Genomic DNA, 12,705 nt, shown 5'->3' with positions numbered 1-12,705 from the left:
ATGACTATTCGCCGCGGCGTGCTCGCATCGCGCGACATATGGTGGATTGATGCCACGATAGCGGCGCGCTGTCCGGATTTCGCGCGGGCGGAAACAATCTACGAGGGCACCTATACCCGCATAAGCCGTCACCCCGATTGCCCAGGCTTGATAAGCAAATTATCGTGGGTGAAAACGGCGCCGCGCGATAATGTGCGCAAATACTGGGCGTCCCAGGCGAAGCGTGAAATGGCGGCGAATCGCGTCATGCGCAGGCTGGGGATGCAAACCGCTTCGCTTACGGGGTTTGGTATTCGCATTGCGCCCTGGGTGCGGGCAGAGTCGCTGCTTTTAATGGGGGCGTTGCCGCCGCACGATACGTTGCGTGTTGTGCTGCGTCGGACCACGGAGAAGACGCGGCGAACCGTGCTGCTTGATCGGATCGCTCGCGATATCGCGGCGCTTTACCGCAATGGTTATCACCACAAGGACTGCCACTTGGAAAACGTGCTGCTGACGCATGCAAGCGAAGCCATGCCGGCGACCTCCGAGCCCGAACTGGTATGGGTCGATAATGACCTGCGTTACAGCGTTCGTGCCGATCATGCCTGCCGGCGGCTCGACGCGTCCTTGCGCCAGCTGGCATTTACCTCTCGGAATTTCATCTCGACGAGCGAGTGGCACCAGTTTGCCGCCACGCTTTCCGAGCACCTTTGCGTCACGGATTTGGGGCGCGTACTTGCAGCGACCTCCGTGCCGGCGTTCGTGCAAACGTTGCCAAATGAATAGCGTATGTCTTGTGGCTTTTCGTCGGAGGGCTGAACGATGACGCAATCAAGTGCTGCGGCGGCGCGCCCACAACTGACCCATATCAATCTCGCTCGCGGCTTTCGCGGTGGCGAACGCCAGACCGAATTGTTGATCCGCGAGTTGGCCGCGCGCGGCGTAGCACAGCGCGTGGTACTGCGGCGCGGTGAAGTGTTGTTCGATCGCTTGGCCGACGTGGCGAATCTGGAGCGGATGCCGATCGGCAAGCCGTTCGCGCTGAACGCGCGCATGGTGCGCGGCGATTTTCTTCATGCGCATGATGGCAGGGGGGCGCATTTCGCGCATGCGGCCCATACGTTGGTTGGCTGCGACTACGTATTCACCCGACGTGTCGACAATGCGCCGTCGAAAAGCTGGGCTACACAACGCATGTATCGACAGGCGCGCGGTGTGGCGGTGCTATCGCGCGCGATCGATCGTATTTTGCAGGCTCGTTTCTCGGGGCTCGCGACGGTGCGTATTCCCAGCGCCTGTGGCGAGTTTCATACCTCGCACCCGAATGTCGCCGCGCTGCGCGCAGAGTTCGGCGGCGATTGCGTCGTCGGCCATGTCGGCGCGCTCGATGACAGTCAGAAAGGTCAGCGCGATCTGATCGCTGCTGCCCACGAACTCAGCGCGGTGGATGCGGGCTGGCGGTTTGTGTTCGTTGGCGGCGGGCGCGATGAAGCGATGTTGCGCGAGTTGGCCGGCGATAACCCAGCGATCCGCTTTACCGGCCATGTCGATAATGTCGGCGACCATTTGGCCGCTTTCGATATCTTCGCTTTCCCGTCGGTGCACGAGGGCTTGGGGTCGGCGTTGCTGGATGCCATGCATGCCGGGTTGCCGATCGTTGCCAGCGATGTCGATGGTATTCCCGATATCGTGGTCGACGGCGTCGACGGGCTGCTGGTGCCGCCTCGCGATGCCGTAGCGCTGGCCGACGCACTGCAGCGTCTGCGCGACGATGCGGCGCTGGCGCGGCGCCTGGCGAACGCGGCAGGGGAAAAATCGCTCGCGTATACTGCCGCCGCGATGGCCGACCGCTATGTGCGCTGGTATCGCACACTTGGGCTGGATCTTGGTGTCGCCGACGATATCGCGGCCGTCGATCGCAGCAACGAACACAATGGAGATACGCGCCAGTGATCATCGTAACCGGGGCCGCGGGCTTCATCGGCAGCAATATCGTGGCCGGACTCAATGCCCGTGGCGAACGCGACATTCTTATCGTCGACGACATGTCCGACGGACAAAAATGTCTGAATCTCGCCGACCTGGACTTCAGCGATTACCTCGAATACGACGATCTGATCGCCCGTATCGAAGCCGGTGACAATCTCGGCGATATTCGCGCCGTATTTCACCAGGGCGCTTGCTCGGATACCACCGAGTGGGACGGCCGCTATGTGATGGCGCGCAATTACCGCTATTCCAAAAGCCTGCACGACTGGTGTGTGGCGCGGGCCATTCCGTTTATCTATGCCTCCTCGGCATCGGTGTACGGCATGGGCCCGGACTTCGTGGAAAAACGGCAAGCGGAACGCCCACTCAATATGTATGCGTTTTCGAAGTTCGCGTTCGACCAGTACGTACGCGCACAGTCGGCGACGACGAAATCGCAGGTCGCCGGCTTGCGTTATTTCAACGTCTACGGCCCGCGCGAACAGCACAAGGGCAAGATGGCGAGCGTGGCCTGGCATTTCTCGCGCCAGATCGAGGCTGACGACGAATGCCGGCTGTTCGAAGGCGCAGAAGGTTTCGGCGACGGCGAGCAGCGTCGGGATTTCGTTTATGTCGGCGACTGCGTCGACGTCAATCTCTGGTTGCTCGACTCGGGCGTATCCGGAATCTTCAATTGCGGTACTGGTCGCAGCCAGACATTCAATGACGTCGCCGATGCAGTGATCGCCTGGTACGGCCGGGGCGAGAAACGCTATATCGAGTTCCCGCAATCGCTGGTTGGGCGTTACCAAAGCTTCACCCAGGCCAATATCGACGCCTTGCGTGCTGCTGGCTACGGCCCGGCTTTCGCCACCGTGGGTGAGGGCGTGGCCCGATATCTCGACTGGCTTGCTGATCGCGGGGAAGCCGACAAGCACGCGGGGCAGGCCGAGTAGCTGCCCCATGCAGCCAAACCGCTGGCCTGCACCGGCGCCGATATGGTCAAATAGCCGGCCTCGCCGTGCTCGCACGGTAGCGCAGCTGCACGCGTAACAGGAGAAAAGCGCATGACTTCGATGGCCGACCGCGATGGCCTGATCTGGTTCGACGGCGAACTCGTCGACTGGCGCGATGCCAAGGTCCACGTACTCACGCATACCCTGCATTACGGCATGGGCGCGTTCGAGGGCGTACGCGCCTACAACACTGATCGCGGCACGGCGATTTTCCGGCTCGCCGACCATACGCGTCGGCTGTGTCGCTCGGCCAAGATTCTCGGCATGCCGATGCCGTATTCCGAAGACGAGCTGAATGCCGCCCAGAAAGCGGTCGTGCGCGAAAACAAGCTGGAGTCGGCTTATATCCGCCCAGTCATCTTCTATGGCTCGGAAGCGATGGGTCTGCACGCCCACGACCTGACCTCTCATGTCGCTATCGCCGCCTGGACCTGGGGCAGCTATCTCGGCGAAGAGAACATGACCAAGGGCATTCGCGTGAAGACGTCGTCGTTTTCGCGTCACCATGTCAATTCCGCGATGACCAAGGCCAAGGCCAACGGGCCGTATTTCAATTCCATGCTTGCCGTGACCGAAGCCAATAAGGCCGGTTACGACGAAGCATTGATGCTCGATTGCAACGGCTTCGTCTCGGAAGGCAGTGGTGAGAACCTGTTCATCGTGCGCGACGGCGTGCTGTATACGCCCGATCTGACCAGCGCGCTCGATGGCATCACGCGTCGTACGATCCTGACCTATGCCCAGGAAATGGGCATCGAGTATCGGGAAAAGAGCATCACCCGTGACGAAGTCTATATCGCCGACGAAGCGTTTCTGACCGGGACCGCGGCTGAAGTCACGCCCATGCGTGAACTCGACGATCGCCCGATCGGCGAAGGCAAGCGCGGCCCGATCACCGAGGCCATGCAGTCGCGTTATTTCGACCAGGTGACCGGCAAGCGCGATGACCATGCGGACTGGCTGACATTCGTATAAGCCTGCGCCGCACGGCGCGTGCGCGATGATGACGCTGCAGTTCACCCAAGGTGATAACGGCGATCGCATGGTCTGGAACGATTCCGTTCTGGATAGTGCTGAGTCGGACCTGTTCGAGCCGGACTGGTGGCGTTCACGTGATGCGCTGTTGGGTGAGGCGCAGGGCCGTGGCGCGGCGTATTTTCTACACGGGCTCGATGGCAAGGAATGGGTGCTGCGCCACAATCGGCGTGGCGGAGTGATTGCGCGCTTCAATCACGATAGATTTCTATACACCGGGGCCGAGCGCGCACGCCCGATCCGCGAGCTTCGTCTGATTGCGACACTGGAGGCTCTGGATTTGCCTGTGCCGCGGCCAATCGCTGCCCGTGTGGCACCGCGGCTGGGTTTTTATTGCGGCGATGTCATCACGCAGCGCATCGAACAGGCCGAACCGTTGGCAGATCGCCTCGCCAACCAAGCGTTACCGTCGATGGCGTGGCAGCGGCTCGGTGCGGTGCTGGCACGGTTTCATCGCGCCGGGCTATGGCACGCCGATCTGAATGCGCGCAATGTGCTGGTCGATGCCGACGATGCGTTTCATCTCATCGATTTCGATAAGGCAAGGCTGCGCGCGCCCGGCAAATGGCGCCAGGCCAATCTGGCACGCTTTTACCGATCGCTGGCGAAATTTCGCGATACCTCGCTCGCGTTCCACTTTCTCGAAGCCGATTGGAGCGCGCTGCGGGGCGGCTACGTATCGGCTTCGGCCGCTGCTTTGTAGGGGTTGTACCCGGCGCGTTTGAAGCGTTGGTGTAGCCAGAAATACTGCGCTGGCGCCTGGCGGGCGACTGATTCGATCAGGGCATTGATCGTGCGCGCGTCTTCGGCCTCATCTTGGCCGAGCTGATCCTCGACCGCAGGCAGGATGATCAGCCGATAGCCGCTGCCGTCCTCGCAGCGAAGCGTGAAAAACGGCACGACGCTGGCCTTGCTCATCCGCGCCAAGCGGCTGAGCGCAATATGCGTGCGTGCCGGCTGGCCAAAAAAATCGACCACGGTACCGAGCCGTTTCGGTGGCTTCTGATCGGCGGCATACCAGACCGCGTCCTTGCGCCTTAGTGCCTTGAGCAGCCCTTTGACGTCATCGTCGCGAATACTCGATCCGCCGATATGGGCTTCGCGTCGTGTGCGCATGACGTGATCGACCACCGGGTCGTGCGGCGCCTTGTACATCGCGGTCGTGATATAGCCCAGTTCGCGCAGAGGCCGCTTGGCCATGCGCACGCCCAGTTCCAGTGAGGTGAAATGCGCGGATAACAGAATGATGCCGCGGCCCCGCGCGCAGGCGGCTTCGAGATTTTCCAGTCCTTCGATATGGGCCAGTGACTCGATTTTCTCAGTGGGGCCCCACCAGCACAGCGCGGTTTCGATTGCGCCCATGCCCACCGACTGGAAGTGTTCGCGCAGCAATTGCTGACGGGCGTCGGCGTCCAGCTCGGGAAAACACAGCCGCAGGTTAACGGCCGCGATACGCCGGCGTTCGCCGATGATGTGATAGGCAAGGTCGCCGAAGCGCCGACCCAGGGCCATCTGCAGACGGTAGGGCAGGCGCGCGAGCACCCAACCCAGGCCCATTAACGCCCAGCTCGCCCAATAACGGGGGCTGCGAAGGCCAGTCGTATCGGAATTTTTGGACGGAACGGGGCTAGCCATGCGAGGCAAGCCGCAGCAGTCGGTCGGCGGTCATAGGCACGAACGAGGATCGGGTCACGAATGGCGCGCTACACAGCGCGCAGCAGGGTTTGTATGATGCGCGAATTGTTCGCCCGGTGAAAGCATGCTTACGGTTCCCTCGTTTGAAAACGCACGCGTACTGGTGGTCGGCGACATCATGCTCGACCGCTATTGGTATGGCGATACGGGCCGGATCTCGCCGGAAGCGCCGGTGCCCGTGGTCCGTATTGCCGACGAGGAACGCCGGCTCGGTGGCGCCGCCAATGTCGCACTCAATCTGGCCCGTGTCGGGGCGAAAACACGTCTGATCGGCGTCATCGGCGATGATGAGCCGGGCACGGCAACCCGCACACTGCTTGAACAAGCCGGTGTGGTCGCCGATCTGATTGCAAGCGAAACCCATCCCACGATCGCCAAGTTACGAGTGATGAGTCGCAACCAGCAGCTCATCCGTCTGGATTTCGAAAAATCGTTTGCGCTCGATGGCGCCTTTGACCGTGAGGGTCTGATCGAGCGGTATCGCGCGGCACTGCAGCACGCAGACGTTGTGGTGTGTTCCGATTATGGCAAGGGCACGCTGGCCGATGTCGATGCGATCATTGCCGCGGCACGCGAGCGCGATATTCCCGTGCTTGTCGATCCGAAAGGCAGTGACTGGGGTCGCTACGCCGGTGCGCATCTGATCACGCCCAATCTGCACGAGTTCGAGACAGTCGTCGGGCCCGTCGATGACGACACAGCCCTGCAGAATGAAGCGGCGGCGCTACGCACCCGGCTGGATATCGATGCCTTGTTGGTCACGCGTAGCGAAAAAGGCATGAGCCTGTTCGCACACGACGGCCATTTGCATTTGCCCGCTCAGGCTCAGGAAGTCTTCGATGTCACCGGTGCGGGGGACACGGTCATCGCGCTGCTCGGTGCCGGGTTGGGCGCGAACATGTCGCTGGCCGATGCCGCTGCCATTGCGAACCTGGGCGCCGGCATCGTCGTTGCCAAGCTGGGTACGGCAACGGTGACGCCGGGCGAGCTCAAGCAGGCCGCGCACAGGCAGAGCAATGGACGCCGAGGCGTGGTCGACGAAGATACATTGGCCGCAATGGTGGCGGAACGTCGTGGCCGCGGCGAGCGCGTGGTCATGACCAACGGCTGTTTCGATCTGCTGCACCCGGGCCATATCGCTTATCTCGAAGCCGCGCGTGCGCTGGGTGACTGGTTGATCGTTGCCGTCAACGACGATGCCTCGGTACGACGCCTGAAAGGCGCGTCGCGACCGCTCAACGATCTCGATCACCGCATGCAGGTGCTGCGTGGGCTTGCCGCAGTCGATTGGGTGGTGGCTTTCTCGGAAGATACGCCGGAGCGTGTGATCTGCCGTATTCTGCCGGACGTTCTGGTCAAGGGCGGCGATTACACGCCGGATCAGATTGCAGGCGGCGACTGTGTACGCAATGCGGGCGGTGAGGTGCGCGTTCTCGATTTCGTCGACGGCTACTCCACTACGTCGATCATCGAACGTATGAATAGCGACGCGGCCGATCCGCGGTGACCGATCACTCCGGTAGCAGCGCGTTCCCGGCGCGGCTCGCCGATCTGCTGATGCGTGGGATCTATCGCTTGGTGACCTGGGCCGGTCTGCCTGTTGCCCTGGCTTATTTCTACGGGCGGGGGCGGCGCGAACCGGCTTATCGTCGGCACTGGAACGAACGCTTGGGCTATGTCGGTGACGTGCCCGCGGGCGCGATCTGGGTGCACGCCGCGTCGGTGGGCGAAGCGGTTCTGGTCACACCGCTTATTCGGCGGCTCAAGCAGGCGCATCCACATCGTCCCCTTCTGGTGACCACCATGACGCCCACCGGGCGTGAACGCATCGAGCGGGTCTTCGCTGGCGACGTGTATTGTCGGTATATGCCGCTCGATACCGTGGGCGCGCCGCGGCGGTTCATGCGCAGCGCGCGCCCGCGCCTCGGCGTGATCGCAGAAACCGAGCTGTGGCCGCATCTGCTGGCCGCCGCCGATCGATATGACGTGCCCATCGCGCTGGTTAACGCGAGCGTGTCGGCACGCTCGGCAGCGCGCTACCGAAACCCGCTGTGGCGGCATACCATCGCCCGTATGCTCGCTTCGCTGGCCGCCGTTGGTGCCGCCAGCGACGTCCATGCCGAGCGCTTCGTCGCCCTGGGTGCGCCACCCGAGCGGGTTCATGTGATCGGCAATCTCAAATATGACAGCCTCCCCACCGGCGTCGGCGAAGCCCAGGCGAAGTTCCTGCGCGAGGGCTGGAAGGCAGGCGATCGACCCATTTGGGTGGCGGCCAGCACGCACGAGGGGGAAGAGGCGCAGGTGCTCGAGGCCTGGGCCGAATTGCGCGCCCGCCATCCGAAGCTGCTACTCGTGATCGCGCCACGTCACCCGCAGCGTTTCGCAGCCGTTGCCGAATTGCTTAAGTCGCGCGGCATCGCTTTCGTACGCCGCAGTGCTGGTCAGCCGGTCGACGACAATATCGGCGTTGTACTGGCCGATACGCTGGGTGAGGTGCCGCTGTTCTATGCGGCGGCCGATGCGGTGCTGGTCGGTGGCAGCCTTGTGCCCGGCATCGAGGGGCACAACGTGCTCGAACCCGCAGCGCTTGCGCGTGCATTCTGCGTGGGCCCCCACGTTCGCGAATGGCAGGATATCGTCGAGGCGCTGGTTGCCGTTGAAGCGGCGTGTATCTGCGATACGACTACTGCGCTGGTGGCAACGCTGCATGGCTGGCTTGCTGATCCGGTCGGTGCCGCGGCCGCTGGGCGAGCAGGTCGGCGCTTGGTCAATGAGCGGTCGGGCGCGCTCGAACGTAGTATGCACATGATCGAAACGCTTGCCGACGTCACGGCCTAGTATGCCACTATCAGCGCCCGGCATGCCGTGCTATAGAAGGCGGTGGCGCGGTGCTAATTACAACCCAGGGGGAACCAAATGCTTGAACGTTTGCTATGCGGGGCGCATGCCCGACCTTTAATAACGGCTGCCTTGGTCGCAAGCTTGAGCGCCTGCGGCAGCGGTGGCGGCGGCTCCGACGATGATGGTGGCGGCGGTGGCGGCACGCCGAATCCGCCCACGGAACCGGTGTCGGTCCTGGGGCTGGATGAGAATGGTCGCATTATGGATCCCGGTCCGACGACACCCAACATCTATACCCAGCCCGATGACAGCGGGATCATCGAGATCGAAGTTACGATTCTGCCGCCGCCGAATCCTGGCGGCCCGTGCCGCGGCGATGACCCGACGACGCCCGATGTCGACGAGGAAGACTATAGCGGCTGCACGCTGGCCGACCTGAACGGTGGTGACGACCCCAACAACCTAGGAGACACCGAGGGTGACGATGCGTTCGATCCCGAGCTACGGGCGACGATTCGTATCGGCGACCTGGAACTGTTTTCCGACGAAGTGGAAGTTCGTGGCGCCAGCAGCCGCTTTAGCAAGCAGAAATCCTACAAGGTCGAGTTTGACGACAACGACGGCGAGTATGAGCAGGAAGACTGGTTCCGTATGGAGCGCCTGCAGCTCAACAAGCATCCCTATGACCTAAGCCGGATCCGCAACAAGCTGGCATTCGATCTGTTCCGGGAAGTCGGTAATTTCCCCAGCCTGCGCACGCAGTTTGTGCATGTCTACCTCTACGACCAGACCGATCCGGCCCTTCGTGATGTCCGCCAGGATGCCGGTCTGTTCACCAACGTCGAGTATATGGACGACAAGTGGGCGCGTTATCACGGCCAGGAAGAAGAATCGAATATCTTCAAGACCGAAGAATTTTCATTCCGTTCGCTTGAAGAAACGCCGGAATTACTCGCTGCGGTCGACTCCGACGAGTTCGAGACGGTCCTGGAATCCAAGGGCGACGATGAGAGTTCGGCCAAGCTTCTGGAAATGCTGCGCGCGGTAAATGACGACAGCAACAATTTCAATACGGTGCTGAACCGATATTTCAACCAGGACAACTTCGAGACCTGGCTGGGTATCAACATTCTGCTGGCGAACGCCGATTCGAATACCCAGAACTTCTATCTGTATCGGCCGTCCCAGATCGACCAGTTCTATTTCACCCCCTGGGACTACGATGGCGCCTTCGACTTCTATGGCCAGCCGGCCGAACCGGACGACGGGCTGCCGCGTTGGCAGGAAGGTGTAAGCAACTGGTGGCTCATGCCGCTCGTTGAGCGCTATATCCGCGCGGGTAATGTCCCGTCGCTGACCGCGAAGATCAACGAGCTGTTCAATGGTCCGGTTAGCCCGTCCAGCGTCGAGGAAATGATTGAGGGCTACCCGACCGAAGGCGCTGGGGGCATTATCGCTATTTCGACATCCAATCAGGATGGCGAGTATCTACCGACTGGTGACACAAGCGATCCGGCACAGGCCATGCGGGACGAAATAGAGCGTTTGCCGGAGACGGTAACCGAAGCACGCCAACGCTATCTGAATGCGCTCGATCGGCCGATGCCGGTGTTCATGGGCGTCGAGGCCACAAGCGGCGGCCTGCGGCTGACCTGGGACGAGTCGTACGATATCCAGGGTGATTCGCTCGTCTATGATGTGCGTATAGGCTCGGATCCGACGCTGGGCAGCAATCTTGCGGCGTGTACCGATCAGGACGATCCGATGCCGGTGATCAACGGCGATGTTTATAGTAGTAGTCCGGATGGCTTGACTGGCCGTAGCGTCACTATCCCGACACCGGCGGCGGGCGACTACTACATGCAAGTGGTCGTACGCGATTCGAACGGCTACTGCCAGAGCGCGTTCGACTCCTACTTTTACGAAGGTGATCCGGATACATCCGATGATGATGAAATTTATAATGGTGTCTATGGGTTCAACTTCGACGGGACCGCGATAACGTCTCTCGAGGACTGAAGGCGAACCGCGAATAAAAAAGCCGGCCTCGTGCCGGCTTTTTTATTCGTTGCCTACCCGCCGGACTAGCCGAGTCTGCACTGATCTGTCGCGGCTGACGTACAGACCGCGTACCGCCCGGTTTATGATTGTCGATGACCGGTCGCTGGCACCCGCGTAGTGATTTCGGAAGCGGCCGTATTTAGCGCGGGGCGACAGTCCATCGTGCCAGATGAGACTGTCCTCGTTTTATAAAGGAACGCGCTGGGCGGCCTCATGTATGGCTGCCATACGAGCAAGCGCTTTTCCCATCTTTGGGCGCGAACCGCGCGTCTATGCAAGGGACTCGGCAACGCCGGTTTTAAAATGAATGCTTCATACGGTGCGTTTGCTCGGTGATCGGGGCGCGCAATAGCGGGCAATGTAGCGGCAATACGGCCTGGTTGCCGCTAAAGGCGTTCCGAACTCGGCCGCGCAGCCGGAGTAATTCGGTCTCTTGCCATCCACCGCGCCGCGTAGCGCGACCTATGTCGGCCTTCACAGCATCCGCCGAATGTGAAAGGGTTGTGATGGGGAACGCTTTTATTAGTTGGGGACATTATGGCGATTGGGGTATGGATCAGTCTGATCCTTTATTTTGGGCTGATGCTCGGCATCGGCTTCTATGCGTGGCGCAAATCCACCGCGTCGTCCGAAGAATATATGCTCGGCGGACGCAATCTGAGTCCGGCGGTCGCTGCATTGTCGGCCGGGGCATCGGACATGAGCGGCTGGCTGCTGCTGGGGTTGCCCGGCGCGCTTTATGCCTCCGGTCTGGTTGAGGCCTGGATCGGCATCGGCCTGTTCGTGGGCGCATTCGTCAACTGGGTTATTGTGGCGCCGCGTCTGCGCGAGCAGACAGAGCGATATGACAACAGCCTGACGATTCCCCAATTTCTGTCGAAACGTTTTCCAACACGTGCGATGGCGCTGCGTACGGTTTCGGCCGTGATTATCGTCGTGTTCTTCGCGGTCTATACCGCGTCCGGGCTGGTGGCCGGCGGCAAGCTGGTACAAAGCGCGTTCGGCGACATTGTCAGCTTCGCCTCACTGACGGATTACCAGGTGGGCGTCTGGGGTACGCTCGCGGTCGTGCTCGCCTATACCGTGGTCGGTGGCTTTCTGGCGGTCAGTCTGACCGACTTCTGCCAGGGCGTGATCATGATGCTTGCATTGATCGTCATGCCCGCGGTGGTGCTTTTCGGCAGCGGTGGCGGCGGTTTCGATCAGGCGTCGGAAACGCTCGCGGGCGTGGATCCGAACTTTCTGTCGCTCGCCAATGGTTTGACCTTCGTAGGGTTCCTGTCGGCAGTGACATGGGGGCTTGGCTATTTCGGCCAGCCACACATCATCGTGCGCTTCATGGCGATTCGCACGGTGGGCGAGGTGTCCAAGGCGCGCAATATCGGTATGACCTGGATGGGCATTTCACTCATCGGCGCTGTATGTGTCGGCGTGTTCGGGCGTGCTTATGCCGAGCGCAACGGGCTGAACGTCGAAGATTCGGAAACGATTTTCATCGTATTGGCCAACCTGTTGTTCCATCCGCTGGTCACTGGCTTCCTGTTCGCTGCGCTGCTCGCAGCAATCATGAGCACCATTTCAAGCCAGCTGCTGGTCGCATCTTCGTCGTTGACCGAGGATTTTTATCGACTGTTCCTGCGTAAGGAGGCGGGCGACGGTGAGAGTGTGATGGTCGGCCGCGTGTGCGTGCTGATCGTGGGGCTGATCGCCGCCTTCATCGCACGCGATCCCGAGTCGCAGGTGCTGGGGCTTGTCAGTAACGCTTGGGCCGGTTTCGGCGCGGCGTTTGGGCCGTTGATCATTCTGTCGTTGATGTGGCCGCGTATGTCCGGGGCCGGGGCGGTCGCCGGGCTGGTAAGCGGCGCGGTGACCGTACTGGTATGGATCACGCTGGGTTGGAACAGCAGTTTCCTGGGAGGCCCCGGGGTGTACGAGATCATTCCCGGCTTCATCGTGTCATGGCTGGCGATCTATGGTGTGAGCCTCGCGACGCAATCCAGCGGCGAGTATCGCGCGATCGAAACGACCTGAGCGCGTAGCCAGTCCGCGAGTTATCAGCTGTAGGCTTTAGGAGCCGGGCCGTGAGGCCCGGCTTTTTTTGCCTGTT

At 61.3% G+C, this 12,705-nt stretch carries 10 protein-coding genes; 9 read left to right on the top strand and 1 reads right to left on the bottom strand.

What is annotated here, in order from left to right; translation table 11 throughout:
• From SSPSH_RS12965 to SSPSH_RS12945, 5 genes are all read left to right on the top strand, one after another.
• On the top strand, positions 1-768 hold the full coding sequence (locus SSPSH_RS12965; protein ID WP_006913547.1) for a lipopolysaccharide kinase InaA family protein: 768 nt from the start codon (positions 1-3) through the stop codon (positions 766-768).
• Positions 769-804: 36 nt separating this feature from the next.
• On the top strand, positions 805-1,935 hold the full coding sequence (locus SSPSH_RS12960) for a glycosyltransferase (protein ID WP_006913546.1): 1,131 nt from the start codon (positions 805-807) through the stop codon (positions 1,933-1,935).
• Positions 1,932-2,906 carry an ADP-glyceromanno-heptose 6-epimerase gene (gene rfaD, locus SSPSH_RS12955; protein WP_006913545.1) on the top strand — a complete coding sequence of 325 codons (975 nt, stop codon included), beginning with the start codon at positions 1,932-1,934 and terminating at the stop codon, positions 2,904-2,906. The genes SSPSH_RS12960 and rfaD overlap by 4 nt, the downstream gene beginning before the upstream one ends.
• Before the next feature lie 111 nt (positions 2,907-3,017).
• Positions 3,018-3,941, top strand: a complete 924-nt coding sequence (locus SSPSH_RS12950) for a branched-chain amino acid transaminase (RefSeq protein WP_006913544.1) — start codon at positions 3,018-3,020, stop codon at positions 3,939-3,941.
• A gap of 25 nt (positions 3,942-3,966) precedes the next feature.
• The gene (locus tag SSPSH_RS12945; RefSeq protein ID WP_006913543.1) at positions 3,967-4,704 is read left to right on the top strand and encodes a 3-deoxy-D-manno-octulosonic acid kinase; all 738 of its coding nucleotides are present in this window, start codon (positions 3,967-3,969) and stop codon (positions 4,702-4,704) included.
• On the opposite strand, the gene SSPSH_RS12940 is transcribed toward SSPSH_RS12945, so the two are convergent.
• The gene (locus SSPSH_RS12940; RefSeq protein ID WP_040608193.1) at positions 4,674-5,636 is read right to left on the bottom strand and encodes a lysophospholipid acyltransferase family protein; all 963 of its coding nucleotides are present in this window, start codon (positions 5,634-5,636) and stop codon (positions 4,674-4,676) included. The genes SSPSH_RS12945 and SSPSH_RS12940 overlap by 31 nt on opposite strands.
• 124 nt (positions 5,637-5,760) lie before the next feature.
• On the opposite strand from SSPSH_RS12940, the gene hldE reads away from it, so the two are divergent.
• The 4 genes from hldE (at position 5,761) to putP (ending at position 12,629) form a co-directional block, all read left to right on the top strand.
• The gene (gene hldE / locus SSPSH_RS12935) at positions 5,761-7,203 is read left to right on the top strand and encodes a bifunctional D-glycero-beta-D-manno-heptose-7-phosphate kinase/D-glycero-beta-D-manno-heptose 1-phosphate adenylyltransferase HldE (protein ID WP_006913541.1); all 1,443 of its coding nucleotides are present in this window, start codon (positions 5,761-5,763) and stop codon (positions 7,201-7,203) included.
• The gene (locus SSPSH_RS12930; RefSeq protein ID WP_006913540.1) at positions 7,200-8,534 is read left to right on the top strand and encodes a 3-deoxy-D-manno-octulosonic acid transferase; all 1,335 of its coding nucleotides are present in this window, start codon (positions 7,200-7,202) and stop codon (positions 8,532-8,534) included. Before hldE ends, SSPSH_RS12930 begins: the two co-directional genes overlap by 4 nt.
• Positions 8,535-8,612: 78 nt before the next feature.
• Positions 8,613-10,556: a CotH kinase family protein gene (locus SSPSH_RS12925; RefSeq protein WP_021031773.1), complete on the top strand. Its 1,944-nt coding sequence runs from the start codon at positions 8,613-8,615 to the stop codon at positions 10,554-10,556.
• A 579-nt stretch (positions 10,557-11,135) separates the two neighbouring features.
• Positions 11,136-12,629 (top strand): sodium/proline symporter PutP, encoded by a 1,494-nt coding sequence (gene putP, locus SSPSH_RS12920; protein WP_006913538.1) that lies wholly within the window; start codon positions 11,136-11,138, stop codon positions 12,627-12,629.
• The last annotated feature ends 76 nt before the right edge of the window (positions 12,630-12,705 follow it).

Source organism: Salinisphaera shabanensis E1L3A, assembly GCF_000215955.2.
Lineage (GTDB): Bacteria > Pseudomonadota > Gammaproteobacteria > Nevskiales > Salinisphaeraceae > Salinisphaera > Salinisphaera shabanensis.
The sequence above is the reverse complement of the archived record's forward strand: the minus strand, read 5'-3'. Positions and strand labels throughout refer to the sequence as shown.